Source organism: Rhizobium metallidurans (genome assembly GCF_014196505.1).
Lineage (GTDB): Bacteria > Pseudomonadota > Alphaproteobacteria > Rhizobiales > Rhizobiaceae > Rhizobium > Rhizobium metallidurans.
Genome location: NZ_JACIDW010000014.1, coordinates 1 through 17,633, shown reverse-complemented (window position 1 = coordinate 17,633; position 17,633 = coordinate 1). Strand labels below are relative to the sequence as shown.

General features: G+C 57.7%; 15 protein-coding genes. 13 read left to right on the top strand and 2 right to left on the bottom strand.

The features are described 5' to 3' along the window. The first annotated feature begins 7 nt into the window (after positions 1-7). Both GGQ67_RS18445 and GGQ67_RS18440 read left to right on the top strand, forming a co-directional pair. Positions 8-1,405, top strand: coding sequence for an MmgE/PrpD family protein (locus tag GGQ67_RS18445; RefSeq protein WP_343056525.1), 1,398 nt, complete (start codon positions 8-10; stop codon positions 1,403-1,405). Positions 1,406-1,789: 384 nt separating this feature from the next. Then, positions 1,790-2,629 (top strand): transporter substrate-binding domain-containing protein, encoded by an 840-nt coding sequence (locus GGQ67_RS18440; protein WP_183901595.1) that lies wholly within the window; start codon positions 1,790-1,792, stop codon positions 2,627-2,629. Between the two features lie 211 nt (positions 2,630-2,840). Here the strand turns inward: GGQ67_RS18440 and GGQ67_RS18435 are convergent, their stop codons facing one another. Then, positions 2,841-4,205 (bottom strand): M24 family metallopeptidase, encoded by a 1,365-nt coding sequence (locus tag GGQ67_RS18435; protein ID WP_183901594.1) that lies wholly within the window; start codon positions 4,203-4,205, stop codon positions 2,841-2,843. Positions 4,206-4,404: 199 nt separating this feature from the next. Then, the gene (locus GGQ67_RS18430) at positions 4,405-5,565 is read right to left on the bottom strand and encodes an ROK family transcriptional regulator (protein WP_246400235.1); all 1,161 of its coding nucleotides are present in this window, start codon (positions 5,563-5,565) and stop codon (positions 4,405-4,407) included. 715 nt (positions 5,566-6,280) lie between these two features. Here GGQ67_RS18430 and GGQ67_RS18425 point away from each other — a divergent pair. The 11 genes from GGQ67_RS18425 (at position 6,281) to pstB (ending at position 17,532) form a co-directional block, all read left to right on the top strand. Further along, on the top strand, positions 6,281-7,768 hold the full coding sequence (locus GGQ67_RS18425) for a M81 family metallopeptidase (RefSeq protein ID WP_183901592.1): 1,488 nt from the start codon (positions 6,281-6,283) through the stop codon (positions 7,766-7,768). A 43-nt stretch (positions 7,769-7,811) separates the two neighbouring features. Further along, complete coding sequence (locus GGQ67_RS18420; protein WP_183901591.1) at positions 7,812-8,483, top strand: amino acid ABC transporter permease; 672 nt, start codon at positions 7,812-7,814, stop codon at positions 8,481-8,483. Next, complete coding sequence (locus GGQ67_RS18415; RefSeq protein WP_183901590.1) at positions 8,484-9,155, top strand: amino acid ABC transporter permease; 672 nt, start codon at positions 8,484-8,486, stop codon at positions 9,153-9,155. It abuts the gene before it with no gap. 1 nt (position 9,156) lies between these two features. Next, a complete protein-coding gene (locus GGQ67_RS18410; RefSeq protein WP_183901589.1) occupies positions 9,157-9,891 on the top strand; it encodes an amino acid ABC transporter ATP-binding protein in 735 nt (244 codons plus the stop codon). Between the two features lie 287 nt (positions 9,892-10,178). Continuing rightward, complete coding sequence (locus GGQ67_RS18405; RefSeq protein WP_183901588.1) at positions 10,179-10,970, top strand: transporter substrate-binding domain-containing protein; 792 nt, start codon at positions 10,179-10,181, stop codon at positions 10,968-10,970. 155 nt (positions 10,971-11,125) lie between these two features. Then, on the top strand, positions 11,126-12,163 hold the full coding sequence (locus GGQ67_RS18400; RefSeq protein WP_183901587.1) for a Gfo/Idh/MocA family protein: 1,038 nt from the start codon (positions 11,126-11,128) through the stop codon (positions 12,161-12,163). Beyond that, a complete protein-coding gene (locus GGQ67_RS18395) occupies positions 12,163-13,203 on the top strand; it encodes an SIS domain-containing protein (protein WP_183901586.1) in 1,041 nt (346 codons plus the stop codon). The genes GGQ67_RS18400 and GGQ67_RS18395 overlap by 1 nt, the downstream gene beginning before the upstream one ends. Before the next feature lie 578 nt (positions 13,204-13,781). After that, entirely contained in the window at positions 13,782-14,840 is a 1,059-nt protein-coding gene (pstS, locus tag GGQ67_RS18390) for a phosphate ABC transporter substrate-binding protein PstS (protein WP_183901585.1), read from the top strand. A gap of 68 nt (positions 14,841-14,908) precedes the next feature. After that, positions 14,909-15,883: a phosphate ABC transporter permease subunit PstC gene (gene pstC / locus GGQ67_RS18385; RefSeq protein ID WP_183901584.1), complete on the top strand. Its 975-nt coding sequence runs from the start codon at positions 14,909-14,911 to the stop codon at positions 15,881-15,883. Positions 15,884-15,886: 3 nt separating this feature from the next. Beyond that, the gene (gene pstA, locus GGQ67_RS18380; RefSeq protein WP_183901583.1) at positions 15,887-16,732 is read left to right on the top strand and encodes a phosphate ABC transporter permease PstA; all 846 of its coding nucleotides are present in this window, start codon (positions 15,887-15,889) and stop codon (positions 16,730-16,732) included. After that, entirely contained in the window at positions 16,729-17,532 is an 804-nt protein-coding gene (pstB, locus tag GGQ67_RS18375) for a phosphate ABC transporter ATP-binding protein PstB (protein ID WP_183901582.1), read from the top strand. Before pstA ends, pstB begins: the two co-directional genes overlap by 4 nt. The last annotated feature ends 101 nt before the right edge of the window (positions 17,533-17,633 follow it).

Here is a 17,633-nt window from a genome sequence, read left to right as displayed (position 1 = left end):
AAGAAGCGTGACGCTGCCGTTTATTGAGAAGGCCGCAGATTTTTTGGTCGAGGCTCGGCATGAACAGATTGGCGCCGATGCCATCGCGGCGGCGAAAGAGGCTTTCATAGACTACATCGCGGTTGCGCTGGGAGGCGTCGGCGAGCCTGTTTCGAAGAACATTCTAGGATGGGCGACCGAACGATCCTGGGGATCATCCTGCGCCGTCATTGGGAGAGTAGATCGCCTGGATCCGGAGAATGCGGCTCTATGCAATGCCGTTTCGGGCCACGCCCTCGATTTCGACGACACGAGCTGGTCCACCATCGGTCATCCGACAACCGTTGTCGCTCCCGCAGCCATTGCGACTGGAGAGATGGTGCGGGCCTCAGGGCGGGAGGTGCTGTCCGCGTACCTCGTGGGCGTCGAGGTTTCGCATAGGCTTGCAGACATTTCGATGCCATTCGTGTCGGAAAATGGTTGGCATACGACCGGTGTCTACTACGCCATCGGTGCGGCGGCGGCGGCCAGCTTCCTACTTCGCCTGGATCGGCGGACAACAATCAATGCGCTCGGCCTCTCTATATCTCGGTCCAGCGGTGTCCGTTCGAACTTCGGCACACAAGCCAAGCCCTATCACGCAGGCATGGCAGCCCGGGCCGGCCTTGAAGCGGTCTCGCTCGCGCGCGCTGGCCTGACAGCCTCCGCATCGGCGGTTGAGGGTGTTGATGGTTTCCTAGACTGCTTTGCGGGCGACCGATCCGCCTATTTCGAGCGCATGGACCAAATGATCTTTGGCAAGCCGTTCGATTTGGTGTCACGCGGACTGGCTTATAAAAAGTATCCTTGCTGCAGCGGATCGCACCCTGCATGTGACGTGATGATAGAACTCGTGAACGAGCACAGCCTCAAGCCTGAAGATATCGTCTCCATCCGGGTCGGGGCGAGCCTTCTCGCGGAGCGAGAACTGGTCTGCCACAATCCAGCGACGCCGCAGCAAGCGCGATTTTCCATGGAGTTCGCGCTCGCTGTTGCAGTCTCCAAGGGTTCGCTCGGCCTCGACAGCTTCCGGACCGAAGTGCTGGAAGATCCGGAGATACGCGGCCTGATGGGCAGGGTGAGACTTGAACTCGATGACGAACTCGCGAAGCTCGGCTTCATCGGCACTGCTCCGGTCAAGATCGATATTACGCTGAGGAATGGTCAGGTTCTTCGAGCGGCCAGGGATTTGGCGATTGGAAATCCCGAACGGCCGTTCACGGACGACGATCGCAGAAGCAAGTTCATGATGTGCGCCAGTCGGTTGCTGGATCAGCCTGCCGCCGAGGAAGTCTATCGAGAACTACAGGCATTCGACACCTGGGCGGATATTCACGAGGGCATTTCCGCGATAAACCGTTGGCTGCCTTTGACAAGCGGGGTTTAGACCGAAGCCTTAGAAGATTGCTTCGGATAAGACCGAGACGACTGGCGGCGTTCTGATTTCAGGCTGCCCCGAGCTCTGTAGCATGTGAAGCCATGTCCAGCGCTCATTTAACTTGATTGAATCACCTTTGGGAGTGGCACCTGCCGAATGCAGCCGGCCCGCGTTTGCTTGCCGAAGCGCAGGTCGGTTGTACCGCTTTTGACGCCAAGAAACGAGAATGCTTCCACTTAAGTCCGAATAATGATGTTTAGTAATTCCGCTTATGTGACTGAATCGAGATTGAAGTGCTTCCGGAGATTGACGACGCTGCGATGCCGCGCCTAACCCGGCTCGACTTTTAGGGAGGGCGAAAGGCGAAAGAACCTGAACCAGAGGGAAGTAACAATGATCAATCTCAAGTCAGTCGCAGTTGCGCTAGGTCTGGCGCTCATCAGTTCCATCGCATCGGCGCAGTCGATGGACTGCGGAAACGACACACTTTGCAAGATTAAGGCGAGCGGTGTTCTCAAGATCGGCACCAAGGACGATTATCGGCCGTGGGCTTATCGTGCTCCAGACGGCGGGTTCAAGGGCATGGAAGTCGATTTCGGACGCAAGATCGCCGACATTCTCGGCGTGAAAGCGGAATTCGTGAAGGTTACCACCGCGAACCGCTTTGAGTTCCTGCTTCAGGGTCAGGTTGACCTTCTCCTGGCATCGGCGTCGGAAACGCTGGAACGCCGCAAGCTGGTCACGTTCGTCCATCCGAACTACTATTCTTCCGGCTACTCGGTCCTCACGCCCAAGGCCGTAAATGCCACGGACTGGAGTCAGATCAAGGGTCAGACTGTCTGCGCAATTCAGGGAGCGTTCTACAACAAGCCGGCACAGGAAAATAACGGCGTGACCATTCTTGCTTTTTCCGGAACCTCCGAGATCGAAGCAGCACTGGCGCAGGGCCGTTGTATCGGCCTCCTCGAAGACGACAACCGGATCAACGTCCGTCTGGCCGACAGCAAGTGGTCGGAAGGCTTCCACATGACCCTCCCGGTCCAGGATGACACCCCGTGGGGCATGGTAATTCGGCCCGCCGACGACAACACGGCTTACTCCTACTTCCTCTCCGGCGTCGTCAGCCAGATGCACCGCGACGGAACGCTTCTGGAATTGGAGAAGGCAAATGGCATCCAGAACTCGGCGTTCCTCATAAAGATGAATAACGCATTGAAGGACACCCTCAAGTAACCAGCGTTCTGATCGGAACGAGTACGAGAGAGGTCGGAGCGTTGCTTCGGCCTCTCTTTTTATTGTCTGCTCTTCTCGAGAGATCTCCAAGGCGTCGTCGGCAGACGCCCTGGATGTGTTTCAGAACTTGAGATGCAGAGACACGATCGCCGTTCTTTCGATGGCCGATTGCTGACGGCGGATATGGCCCGCCGCCAGCATCAACCGTCGATCAGTCGCGCACGAGCAGCTTGTCGGAGGCAAGCCAGAACGGTGGCAGGCACAGCGGTGTATTGGAGATTGGAAGGATCGACGGCTTGAGCTCCACGCCGAGGATGTCCTTCATGAATGCACGTCGTGCCTCAATACGGGCGTAGGCTTCCGGATACAGTTGCTTCAGCTCGGACCGGAGCGTTTCATCCGCGAAAGTCACCGCGTCTTCATTGTTCAGAGCCCAGCCATCCGGCTGAGGCACGGGGATAATGTCCACCTGGAACGGCATTCCCGATCTGATCTTTTCCTGAGAGCCTGGCCGAATGGGAGAATGCACCCACTCGTCATGTCCAACCAGATGACCCGGGTTCAACGCCGGCCGAAGATTGCCTTCAGCGAGCTTGGAGACGACGGCATCATGAATTGCCGCCCCCGTCACGCCGATGTCCACGGTCTCGTACCAAGCAATTAGCCCGCGGAAGTAAGCCTTGGCGACTTCGAGGAAGTCGTCGTCATGCTCGACAAGGAGGCCCGCGCGAGAGGACAGGCCGCCCCAATAGCTGACAGCGGTGGTCACACCGTCACCTTTTTCCAGAACTCGCGCGCGCGGACTACGCAGCCCTACGACGGGTGCGCCTTTGGGAGAGGACGCGAACATGATGTGCGCGCTGAGTTCCTCTCCAGCATAACCCATTCGGGAGGTAGCCTGGAGTTCGTTTTCGCCAGCCTTCACTCCGCTGACGATGCGCCAGACAGCCGCCGAGGCGCGGGCCGCACCCCATTCCCCCGCAGCCACCTGATGGACGTCCACCACGGTCCTCAAACCCTTCTCCGGGTGCATCAGCACATGCGTTGCGTCGACAACGCCGGCGTTCGATCCCGAGATCTTCCTGAGGACATCAACGACGAGCGCGGATGCCTGGAAGGTAGCGTAAGGACCGGACCACTCCTCTTCACCGAGGTACTTCCAGCCCGCGAGTGCCAGGGTGTCGCCGGATTGTAGACCGATGTCGCGTAGAACCGCTTCAAGATTGGGCTTCTCGGAACGATCCTGCCCCATCAGACTCATGGTCTGGCAAAGGAAGACTTCCAGACCCGGAAGACCAGCGAGCGGAGCATAGCTCTGGCTTTCGTTGCCGACAACGAGCGCTCTTTTCCCGCCTTTGCCGAGCACAAGGAGAGCCTCCTCGAAGCGAGGCTCGAAGCCCGTCAGAAACGCGATGTTGGCAAGATGTTCGCGATCGGCATAGACCACCAGCCAATCCGCGCCGGAACGCTCATAAGCGAGTTTGGATCGTGTTTCGTACACCTCGGCCGGGATGACCGGCATTTCGACTGGAACGCCAAAATCTGGAATACGGATGGAGCGAAGTGAAATGGACATTTGATCTCCTCAATTAGGTCACGTGAACGTTTATGCCTGAGCGGATCCACCGCGGATCCGCTTCGAGGCAAAGTGTGGTAGTTGGTCCAATGTCAATTTTGACATTGCGGTTCGACGCTCCCGTCGCTGATCCGCCAAGCACTGGCTTCCCGGCGTTACGCATGTTCAACTGCATTCCCGAGGGCTGCGCTGGCCGCGGCTACCATGGCAGAGGGTCCGTCGGATGGAGGTTTGAAAAGCCTTCCAAAGCAAGGGTGACGCCGCCCCATGGAATCTGACTGTTGCTGATTGTTGAGATACGGATCTCGTACTCCCGTGCAGGCGTTCGCATCGCGTTCTGTTGAATTGTCTGCCGGGTACTATTCTCGATATACGGCCAAATCTGCGCGATTATGCCGCCCAGTGCGATCGCGGGAGGATCGAAGACATTGATCAAGGTCGCCATCGCAACGCCGAGGAACTGTCCCGCCTCTTCCAGCAAGTAGCGAACGTCCGGATTTCCGGCCTCCGCGGCAGCGAGGATGTCGCTGAACTTTGAGATGCCGGGGACTCGACGGGATCGCGCCACCAGCGCAGGCGCACATATGTATGCGGACAGGCATCCCGGCGCGCCGCAGCCACACATGCGGCCATCCTTGACCACCTTGATATGGCCCATTTCGCCGCTGAAGCCGCTTCTACCCCGGTACAGACGGCCGTCGATGAAAACGCCCCCACCAATACCCCGACTGCCGTCGAGCATGATGAAGTCCGAGAGGTCCGCGGCAACCCCGAAGAGATGTTCCGCGAGAGTTGATGCATTTGAATCGTTGTCCACGTAGACAGGCGCGCCGATCTTCGTCCTGAGAAGATCGGGAACGGCCACCGTATCCCAACTAAGATTGGACGATTCCGCAAGACCGCCCGCGGAGCCGACGAGCCCCGGGAGCGTCATGCCCACCGCGCGTATCTCGGAGAGGCTACGACCAACCTCGTTGCAGAGCGCTTCGAGCCCATTGCGAACATCGTCGCCGAGCTCGGATGGCGTCGTGGGAAGCGGCCTATCGATTGAGGCAAAGGGACGGCCATCAACGTTTGCCGCGACAAATCGAAGGCATTCGAACTCAAGGTGGACGCCCATCAGCAGTCCGCTGAGTTCGGAAATACGGAGTGACTCCGAGGGACGTCCACGACGTCCACTGGAGGCTCCCATCGTCCTTTCGACCAGTCCGATCCCCTCGAACCGCTTGATGATAACGGACACCGTGGATTTGTCGCAGCCCGTCAGTTCCGAGAGTTCACGCTGCGACACACCCGGCTGGGCTCGGATTGCATGAAAGATCTGGGATGCGTGAAACTGACGAAGAAAAGATGGATGCAAATCTGGCCTCAATTATTCTGAGTCTCAAAAAAGATTTTGCAAAAAATGCGGAGCGGGTCAAGAAATTTCATTGAGATACGGAAGATATGGGGCGCTTAGCCGTTGGCATTTTTACGATATTGGAAATTTAATGCGGACAATACGCGACTTACAGGAATAGATTTCCACTTATGGAAAATTTTGGAAATCGACTTGCCTGAATGTTGACGATTCAAAATCGAGATGACACGATTTAGTTTTCGTACGGGAGAAAATAAGTGATGCCGACACATCGACCGGAGGGACACATTTGCTGAAGCGTCAATTCCTTAAATTCAGTTCGGGTCTACGGGTGCGGACAAGCAAGCCTTTTCGCGAAGTTTCGACATCCCCCATCACGAGCGCTGCCGTGCACGATCACCCAAAGTCGCATGGCGCCAGGCAGTCCTCACCACTGAGCAACACTGCTTCCGCTGCATCGCTTTTGCTTGCGCGACAGCCCGAGAAGTCACGACACAGACGTAACTTAAGCTGGATTGATGATGATCAGTTCTCTTGCTTCTTTCGTCCATTAGACGTTTCCAATGTCCGTCCATTGGGGCAAAGCTAGGCAATAAATTTTGAGGCTCGGAATAAATCTCACGCTGCTGTTATGGCGATGTCGATTTGTCCAGAGCCTTCCGAGGGGTCATTCCTTCGCCAGTGATTCAACACGAAAGCCTTCTAAGGGTCTTACATGCGCATTGCCATCGTCGGTCTCTCTATCGAGATCATGCTTGCTTCACCAATTCCGACGGAGCTTTCCGCGGTCCAGCGCTATTACGCCGACGAGATACTGAACGGCGACCTGTGGATTATCCGAGGCATGCTCGAGCGCCTCGCCGAAGACGCTGAGATCGAGATCGTGCCTCTGTGCTGGGCAAAGGCGCTTCCCGGCGGCCCCCTGACCGCCAGCGCCTACGAAGAGATCAAAGCCGATACCTTGAAACGTATCGATGCCGCAGGACCATTCGACGGCGTTCTCGTGGCCAATCACGGGGCACTCGAAGTCGCGGAGATGGACACGGACGCGGACACCGATTTCGTGAAAGCCATACGCGATCTGCTGGGGCCGGAAGTTCCGATCTCGGTGTCTCTCGATCTGCATGGTGACATGACGCCGGGCCTGCTTTCGGCCGCGACCGTATTCAGCGTCCTCAGGACCGCGCCGCATCGCGACGATCGCGAGACCGGGCGTCGGGCCGCCGATCAGCTGATCCGCGTCGTTCGCAAGGGCATCAAGCCGAAGAAGGCCGCGGTGAGGCTACCGATCCTGCTGCCTGGCGAAATCTCGGTGACCACAAGCAGCCCTGGCCGCGAACTCTATGGTGCGCTGCCCGAATTCGATGAGCGGTCCGACATGATGGAGGCTAACATCCTTGTTGGCTTCGCATGGAATGACCGTCCCTGGACCGGAGCAACGGCGTTTGCCGTCAGCGAAACGAGTGCCGAGGCGGCACGCAGCGCAGCGCTTGAACTCGCAGTTCGGATCTGGGCGGAACGATCGGAATTTCGCCTGAAAATGGAAACGGCCGAGATTGGCGCGGGCCTTGAAATGGCGATGCGATCAGAGCTGACACCGGTCTTCATTTCCGATTCCGGCGACAATACCACGGCGGGAGCGGCTGGCGACCTGACCTATGTGCTGCAGGCGGCGCTGGATGACGACCGTGTGAAGGATATCGTGGTTGCCGGTATCACGGCTCCTCGCACGGTCGAGCGGCTGATGGCGGCGGGCGTTGGGGCGGATGTCGAAATCATCCTCGGCGACGAACACCTGTCTCGCCCGCGGACAGAGCGACGGGTGGTTGCTCACGTGGTTGCTTGCGGGAGCGACCTCGATCTTGGAGGATTAAAGCCCGAGCAATCTCGCGACGAGCCATGGGTTTGTGTGAGGATCGGTGAGATCTTGGCGACTTTCCATTCCTATCCGGTGGGAATCACGACGCCGCAGCATTTTCAGGCGATGGGGATCAGCCCCACGGATCACAGGGCATACGTCGTTAAGCTTGGCTACCTTCATCCGGAATTCGAAGACATCGTCGCACGGCACATCCTGCTGATCAGCGATGGGGTGTCGCAGCTCGACATGTCCCGGCTGCAGTGGTCCCGCCTTTCGCGACCTACATATCCTCTCGATCAAGATTTTGCATGGACGCCCGAGCAAGGGCTCTACGGAGACTAATGGCGATGCCTAGTATCATCATACACTGCACGGGAGACAGGGCATGAAGATGGATCTCACTGTGCTCATCCCGCACATGGGTGTTCTCGCAGACGGGGCGTTGCTGACGGCCCAGATAAGCGCTCTATCGCTGATAGGCAGTATCTTGATGGGAGCGATCATCGCGGTTGCGCGGACTTCTTCGTCCAGCGCTGTTCGGCGGGCGGCGTATATCTACGTGGATCTCTTCCGAAACATTCCATTCATCGTTCAGCTTTTCTTTTTCTACTACGGGCTTCCCGTCATCGGGATCTATATCGATGGCGTGACGACGGGCGTGATTGCCCTTTCCATCTCCGCTGGAGCCTATGCGTCCGATGCCATCCGCTCGGGGATTCTCGCAATCGATACTGGTGTGTTCGAGGCGGCGGAGGTGAGCGGGCTTTCCAAGCGCGTTGTCTTCACCCGCATCGTCCTCCCGATTGCGCTGCGCACATCCATCAAGCCATTGGGTGCCGTACTCGTGAACATGATCCTGACGTCGTCGGTTCTTTCGACGATCACGGTCAACGAGCTCACAGGGCAGGCAAAGATCGTGGCCTCGAATACATTTCGCCCGTTCGAGGTCTATGTCGTGCTTCTCGTCGTTTACGCAACGTTGACTTGGCTGCTGTCACTCGGCGTTGACCTTCTACATCGCGCGCTCAACCGCGACCTGCAGCAACAGGAGGCCTGAATGCGGTACACTAACTTCACTTCGTATGACTTGGTACTTCTGCTGCAGGGATTGGGCGTAACCGTCGGTCTCTTCCTGTTGACCTCGGCCATTGGCGTCGTCCTTGGAATCATCTGGGCGGTTATCCGGTTCTACCGTGTTCCTGTCCTTGCGAAGATCGTCCATTTCTTCGCGGAGCTGATCAAGAACTCGCCTGTCCTTGTCCAGCTGTTCCTTGTCTTCTTCGGCTTTCCGGGCCTCCTGAAGATCAGACTGACACCCATCGAAGCTGCGACTATCACTTTATCGGCGAGCACCGCGGCCTTCGTCTACGTTATCATCGTGGCCGCCATCGAGTCCGTCGGGCGCGACCAGCTCGAGGCAGCGCGTGTATTCGGGATGTCTCGCTGGCAAATTCTTCGTCACATTGTATATGCCCAGGCGGCAGCCTTTTCGATCGGACCGCTTGTCTCACTCATGGTGAACCAACTCCAGGTCACGTCGCTCATCTCGGTCATTGGCGTCATGGATCTAGCCAAAATCGGCGCGAACCTCAATCTGAGAACTCTTCAGCCTTTCATCGTGTGGACGGCGGTTGGCGTCCTCTACTACTCAACCGCGAAGCTGGTGGCGTCGATCGGTGCCCGCATCGAGACGCGACTGCGCGCCCACAGCCAATTCAGAGGTATCTAAGATGTTGGAGATAGCCAGCGTAAAGAAGTCATTCGGAAATGTCGTCGTCCTCGACGGCGTCGATCTGACCATCAAGCCCGGCGAGGTCGTGTCAATCCTCGGATCGTCCGGCTCTGGAAAATCAACCCTCATTCGCTGCATCAATGGGCTTGAGAAGCTGAATGGCGGCCGGATATCGGTAGATGGCTTTGACGTGTCCAAGCCAAAGGAGTTGGGCGAAGCGCGGAAACGTTCCGGAACGGTCTTCCAGCTATTCAACTTGTATCCGCACATGACCGTGCTGGGTAACATCACCATCGCGCCGATCGAGGTGCTTAAGCGCAGCCGGGCGGAAGCCGAAAAGGAGGCTCGCGAACTGCTGGCTTCCGTCGGCCTCAGCGAGCGCGCGGATGCTTATCCCGGGCAACTGTCGGGAGGGCAGCGTCAACGCGTCGGCATTTGCCGCGCGCTGGCAATGAAGCCGAGCTACCTGCTGCTGGACGAAGTCACAAGCGCCCTCGATCCGGAAATGACAGCGGAAGTTCTTGCGATCCTGGAGAAGCTCGCGGCGACGGGCACGACCATGGTGTTCGTCACCCATGAAGTCGAGTTCGCCCGACGTATTTCGGACCGGATCGTCTTTCTGGAAAAGGGAAAGCTGTTGGTCGATCTGCCGACCGAGGAGTTCTTCCATGCGGAGGGCGGAATGGCGCAGCCACGTGTTGCCCAATTCCTCTCGAAGATGAGGAAGGATTGACACAATGGCCATCTGCCGCGGCGCTCAGGCACCAAGCCCGATGAGCGCGGCAGATCATTATCGTACGAATCCAACACCGCGGCTGGATGTAGGCGAAGCCAAGCCAGTTCGTGAGTGGGGAGGAGACCAAGCGACGTGGAAGCCCGACAAATTCTCCGGTCATCGGCAACCAAAGCGTGGTCTTCGATAAGTGTTGGGGCAGTGATTGCCTTTGGCACTCAAACCTTGATGCCGGAAATCGGGATCAAACAATCTAAACGGTACAACCTCAGAGGGATCAATTCAAAATGAAGAAGCTTTTCACCGCACTTGCCGCTCTTGCACTCGCGGCAAGCTACACGTTGCCAGCCACGGCCGGCATGCTTGACGATATCCGGTCCCGCGGCGTGGTCCGCATCGGCGTATCCTTGGGCGGAGAGCCGATTGGCTTCCGTGACGACAAGAATAATCCGGCAGGCTACGATGTCGATGTCGCCAACCGCCTTGCGGAAAAGATCGGTGTTCCCGTGGAAATCACCGACGTATCCGGTGACGCGCGTATCTCCATGCTGGCGTCCGGGCAGCTCGATGTCGTGGTGGCAAACACGACGGCGACCCTTGAACGCGCCAAAATCGTGAATTTCAGCATCCCCTACAACCGCACCGGGCTCCGGGTAATCGTCCAGGCTGACGGCGGCGTTACCAAGATCGATGAGCTCGCGGGCAAGAAGGTCGTGGTCGCCCGTGGTTCGACCGCGGAAACGTTCATGAAGGCGACCGTCCCAAATGCTGAACTCGTCTACGTCGATCAGTTCGCACCCGACGGCATTCTTCAACTTCAGCAAAAGCGCGTTGACGCAGCGCTGGAAGATTCCTCCATCCTCGACTACCTCGCGAAGACGAATTCTGCCTTGAAGACCCTGCCGGGCCTGTTCTCCAACGAGCCGATCGGCATCGCCATCGCGAAGGGTGACCTGGAGTTCGTTCGTTGGCTCGACATGTTCGTTTCCGACTACGTTGCCTCGGGAGCACAGGCGGCAAACTACAAGAAGTGGTGGGGTGAAGCCGCGAACCCTCCGGTGCTGACCGCTCCCTGGTAAGCCGCGTTAGAACCGAGCGCCCACATCTTTAGAACACGCCAAGCCCGGCTACCTCGGCGCAATCGCCGCGGCCGGGCTTTGCAATAGCGTCCAATGCCGGCCGCGTTGTCCGCGTAGAGCGCCGACGCGGTCATGAATTTCAAGGGAACGGGGATTTGCCAAATCTTCGCTGGGGTATTCTCGCCGCCGGCAATATAGCTGGCGCGTTTACAAGGGACCTTATCGCCAATGGCATGTCGGTTGCCGCGGTAGGATCGCGCTCCCTGTCAAAAGCGCGCGCGTTTGCCGCCGATCACGGGATCGCGGTCGCGCACGGCAGCTATGAGGCCCTTATGGAGGATGCCGACGTCGATGTGATCTACATCGCAACGCCGCATCCCTTCCACTGCTCGGCTGCTGCCTTGGCGATCCGCTCGGGAAAACATGTGCTGATCGAGAAGCCCGTTACCCTTAACGCCGCCGAGGCACGGTACTTGGAAGAGCTTGCCTTGGACTACGACGTGGTCGTGATGGAGGCAATGTGGACACGATTTTTGCCGCACATGCGCCGGATCCGCGACCTCGTCGCGAACGGGACAATAGGAGAAATACGATCGATAGTGGCGACGAACGCGCAGGTTCTGCCTTCCGACCCGGAACATCGTCTTAACAATCTAGCACTCGGCGGAGGCGCGCTTCTTGATCTCGGCGTTTACCCCGTATCGTTTGCCATGGACCTGCTCGGCAAGCCCGACACCGTCATAGCAACAGGGCGGCTAAGGCCAACCGGTGCCGATGCGGAGGTCTCCGTCATGTTCCGTTACAACGGTGGGGCGTCCGCCCTCCTGTCTGCATCGAGTGACGCTTCTGGACCAAACACAGCCTTCATTGGGGGCTCGAATGGCCACATCGTGATCGACGGCGATTGGTATACGCCGACCACTTTTGCGGTGTTTGACAGCGAAGGTTGTTGCTGGGAGCGATACTTTGGCGGCGAAATCATTGGTCGAGGAATGCATTTCCAAGCTCTCGAGCTTCAGAGTCTTGTCGATACCGGCCGGCGTTCGAGCGAGATCATGCCCTTTGAGCAGAGCATCGAGATCATGGGTGTGATGGACGACATCCGGTCCCAGATCGGCGTGTCGTACGAAGCAGACGCTCTGTCCCGGCAATTCGAGAAATCCCCACCTGAACCAACGAGAGAAAGCGTCTGATGACCGATTTTACAACCGCCGTCTCTGAGCTCATGCTTCGTGAACCCGGTCTCCGAGCGATGAAGGCCGAGATGGATCGACAGTGCGAAAATGCGCTCGCCACGTTGTCCCGGACCGAAGAGACCGCGCGCCGCATCGCGGACCGCATTCGCGAGCAGGGTTCATTGGTGATGTACGGCATGGGTGGATCTCACCACGTCAATCGGATCGCCGAGGGTCTCTACATCGATGCCGGCTTGGATTGCCGTTCAGTAACGGCATCCGAGGCAATACTGCGGCCGTCGGCATTGGACAAGAAGCGCGTTTGCCTGATCACCTCGCAGTCCGGCGAGTCCGGTGAGGTCGTCGAGCTTCTTGCCGCCATGCCTAAGGATATATACCGGGCGGCTTTGACACTTGATCCCGACAGCACCCTCGCCGCCTCGTCTCATGATGTGCTCGTGGCAGAGGGTGGACCCGAGGCTGCTTTCGCCGCGACCCGTAGCATTATCCTGACGCTTGCAATGCATGCGGCAATCCTTCAACAGCTCGGAATTGACCAGACAAAGCTTCAAAAGGTTCTCACCGACAACCAGCCCAGTGAGCTCGGGAATGCTGCGAAAGCCCTTTCACGCGTGAAGGCAATCGTCGTGGCCGGACGCGGGCTCATGGATGGTGTGGCCGGCAGTGCTTCATTGTCGCTGATGGAGCTCGCGCGTATCCCGACGATCGGCTTTGAGACGGGGCAGTTTCGCCACGGGCCACTCGAAATGTTGGGGCCGGACATTGGCGTGATCCTCATGAGGAGTGCCGGCGCCGACCGTGACTCGATTCCGCCGCTGGTGAAAACATGCGTTGATGCCGGCTGCCCGACCGTGGTTCTGGACAGCAGCGGTCACGCCTGCGACGCGACCTATCGTGTCGAGATGCCCGCGCTCGAAGGCTTGGCCGCGGCGGCTCAAATACTTCTCACGCTCCAGATACTGAATGTCCAGATAGCCGCCGATAATCTCACAACCGGTGTCGGCATGCCTCTTCGGACGACAAAAATTACACTATAATAGCGTGCGTTCCTAACTCGCGATGACTTGCGCTCAAAAGCCTGCGGTACTTTGGTTGGTACCGCAGCTGCTGCTCTTTTTGCCAGGTGCGCGAGAAAACCGTAAGCGCCGTTGACCTGCCACTGAATTTTCATCCGGTTGCGATTAGAGCCCCGGCGGTTTTGAACCGCCCCCAAACATTGGGCCGTCGGTGCTCTAAGAGCGAAGATTTGACCGCCGAGAACTGGAGTTTCCGGTGCTCTGATCCCCAAAACGATCCAGCTTTTTGGAATCGGAGCAATGAGAGAGGCAGGCCCTCCAATGATCGGCAGCCCGCGCGGCCATCTCCCCGGCGAACGTTACATTTTCGTAAGGTTTCGTTCTGATTCTATTGATATCGGGGCTAATTATAAGCAATATATTTCATTAAACATATGAATTTATTGAATATTTTATTCAGGCACTCTGCTTGGACACAGGGTGTTTTGCAGCTCCGGTCCAGCAGAAGTGTCACAGTTGTGTCACCTAACTGTCATCCCATGTGCCTAAGGGGAGTGCGTCGCAATCGACGACATTGAATCCTGCAGGGAGACCCAATCATGACTATTCTCATTCGGTCGGTCGCAGTTGCATGCGCAACAATCGCCGCCTCCGTGTTCACATCCACCCTGGCACAGGCTGCCGACATCTCGGGTGCTGGCGCGACCTTCCCCTATCCGATCTATGCCAAGTGGGCCGATGCCTACAAAAAGGAAACCGGAAACGGCCTCAACTATCAGTCCATCGGTTCTGGCGGCGGCATCAAGCAGATCAAGGCCAAGACCGTCACTTTTGGCGCCTCCGATGCGCCGCTGAAGGGTGAAGACCTGGATTCGATCGGACTCGCTCAGTTTCCGATGGTCATGGGTGGCATCGTGCCAGTCGTCAACCTCGAAGGTGTGAAGCCGGGCGAGCTTGTCCTGGACGGCAAAACGCTTGCGGACATCTTTCAGGGCAAGATCAAGACTTGGGATGACGCGGCCATCAAGAAGCTGAACCCGAAGGCCAAGCTTCCGTCGCAGGCGATCGCCGTCGTCCACCGCTCCGATGGTTCCGGCACGACATACAACTTCAGCTACTATCTGGCTGACATCAGTGCCGAGTGGAAGGACAAGGTTGGGGTCAACACCGCTCTCGAATGGCCGGTTGGCATCGGTGCCAAGGGCAATGAAGGTGTCGCCAGCAACGTAGCGCAGACCAAGGGCTCGATCGGCTATGTCGAGTATGCCTATGCGAAGCAGAACAAGCTGACCTACACCGACATGATCAACAAGGACGGCAAGACGGTTGCACCGACCGCCGAAACCTTCTCCGCCGCTGCAGCGAACGCCGACTGGAAGTCGCAACCGGGCTACGGGGTGATCCTCGCAAACCAGCCTGGTGCATCCTCTTGGCCGATGACGGCGGCTACCTGGATTCTCGTCTACAAGAAGCCGGATGATGCCGCAGCCACGGCCGAGGCTCTGAAGTTCTTCGACTGGTCCTACAAGAACGGCACCAAGATGGCTGCGGAACTCGACTACGTGCCGATGCCGGAAAACGTCGTAAAGGACATCGAACAGACCTGGGCGAAGGATGTTGTCGGCAAGGACGGCAAGGCCGTTTACTCCGCGAAGTAAGTGTTATCGAAAGGGGTGGCCACGTGGTCACCCCTTTCTTTCCATCCTTGAATTACTGAGGCTGTACGATGACGCTTGTCATTCAAGGCGCCGACAGCGCACGCGGAAAGGTCGTAAGGCGTTTTGCTCTTACGGATGCTGTTTTCCACGGTGTGTCTCGTGCGGCCGCTATTCTTGTTCTTGTCTTGCTCAGCGGGGTTGCGATCTCGCTTGTGGTGGGAGCCTGGCCGGCGCTTTCGACATTCGGATTGTCGTTTCTCGTTACGGAGAGCTGGAACCCCGTCACGGAAAAGTTCGGAGCGCTGGCCCCGATTTACGGCACGCTGGTCACATCGGCGATCGCTATCCTCATTGCAGTTCCGATTGGCATCGGTATCGCGGTTTTTCTCACCGAACTGTGCCCGCGCCCTCTCCGCCGGCCGATCGGCATCGCCGTAGAGCTCCTCGCAGGCATTCCCAGTATCATCTACGGCATCTGGGGCCTGTTCGTCCTTGCACCATTTCTGCAAGCCACGATTCAACCGTTTATGATCTCCATCTTCTCCGACATTCCTGTTCTTTCTAGCCTCTTCGCAGGTCCGCCCTACGGCATCGGCATGCTGACCTCGGCATTGATCCTGGCGATCATGGTGCTGCCTTTCATAACGTCCATCACCAAAGACGTTTTCGACACGGTTCCCGCCGTGCTGAAGGAATCCGCCTACGGCATCGGCTGCACCACATGGGAGGTGATGCGCAGCATCGTCATTCCCTATACGCGCGTCGGAATCATGGGAGGGGTGATGCTCGGCCTCGGCCGCGCACTTGGGGAAACGATGGCCGTCACGTTCGTGATCGGCAACGCTCACCGTATCAGCGCATCGTTCTTTGCTCCTGCAACCACGATTTCCGCAAGCATCGCCAACGAGTTTACCGAGGCGGACGGCGAGCTCTACACGTCGTCGCTTATCGCTCTGGGCCTAATTCTGTTCCTCATCACCTTCCTGATCCTAGCGCTTGCTCGCTACATGCTGATGAGGATTGAAAGCAAGACGGGGGCTTGAGCAATGCGCACGAACTCTTCCCGCCGCAAGGCAAAAAATGCAATCATGATGTCGCTCTGCGTCGTCGCGGCTGGCATCGGGCTTGTATGGCTAGGACTTATACTTGGCGCGCTTCTCTATAACGGATTTGCCGGTCTTTCACTTGATGTCTTCACGAAGATGACGCCACCGCCGGGAGACGCCGGCGGCCTTTTGAACGCATTGGCAGGCAGCCTTGTCATCACCATCATCGCGATGGTGATCGGCACACCGATCGGCATTCTTGCCGGAACCTACATGGCGGAGTACGGGCGGCATTCGAAGCTGACGACGACGGTACGCTTCATCAACGACATTCTTCTGTCCGCGCCGTCGATTGTAATCGGCCTGTTCATCTACGAGCTTGTCGTCAGGCCGATGGGGCATTTCTCGGCCCTCGCCGGAGCTTTTGCGCTAGCGGTGATCGTCATCCCGGTCGTCGTTCGCACCACCGAGGATATGCTCAATCTTGTTCCCAACGCGTTGCGTGAGGCGGGAACGGCCATCGGCGCGCCGCGCTGGATCGTAATCCGATCCGTTGCTTATCGCGCCGCGCGGTCGGGGATCGTCACCGGCGTTCTACTCGCAGTCGCGCGTATCTCAGGCGAGACCGCCCCCCTGCTCTTTACCGCGCTCAACAATCAGTTCTGGAGCAACAATCTCGATGCACCAATGGCAAGCCTGCCGGTCACCATCTTCCAGTTCGCGATGAGCCCTTACGAAGAATGGCGGCAGCTTGCTTGGACCGGTGCGCTGATCATCACCCTTACGGTCCTGGGCCTGAGCATTCTCGCACGCAGCCTCACTGGGCGCAGAGGAGACGAAAAATGACGACGTCGACAACTTTTCAGACAGCCAGGCCCGCGGAGTTGGGTGAAAAAGCCAAGATCGATATAAGGAACTTGAGCTTCTACTATGGTGGCAGCCAGGCACTTAAGAACATCAACGTTTCGCTGCCCGAGCGCAGCGTCACGGCGTTCATCGGACCATCTGGCTGCGGTAAGTCGACGCTTTTGCGCGTCATGAACCGCATCTACGAGCTCTATCCGAAGCAACGCGCCGAGGGCGAAGTGATTGTCGATGGCGAGAATATCCTGGATCGATCGCAGGACCTCAACCATCTTCGCACGAAGATAGGCATGGTGTTCCAAAAGCCGACGCCGTTTCCGATGTCGATCTACGAGAATATCGCCTTCGGTGTCAGACTTTACGAGAACCTGAGCAAAAGCGAAATCGACGCGCGCGTCGAAGCTGCGTTGCAGCGCGCGGCTCTGTGGAACGAGGTCAAGGACAAGCTGAACGCAAGCGGCCTGAGCTTGTCCGGTGGACAACAGCAGCGCCTGTGCATTGCGCGCACGGTTGCCGTCAAACCGGAGATTATTCTTCTCGATGAGCCGTGTTCCGCGCTCGATCCAATCTCGACGACCAAAATCGAGGAGCTGATACACGAGCTGCGAAGTGAGTATACGATCGTCATCGTCACCCACAACATGCAGCAAGCAGCACGCGTCTCCGGCCAGACGGCGTTCATGTATCTTGGTGAGCTGGTGGAGTTTGACGATACCTCCAAGATGTTTACATCGCCGACCCAAACGCGGACCCAGGATTATATCACTGGCCGGTTCGGCTAGGCGTGGTCAGGACATTCAAGGATAAGCCCCATGGCATCGACACATATCTATTCCGCTTATGACGATGATCTCAAGTTCCTGACCCGCCGTATTTCGGAGAT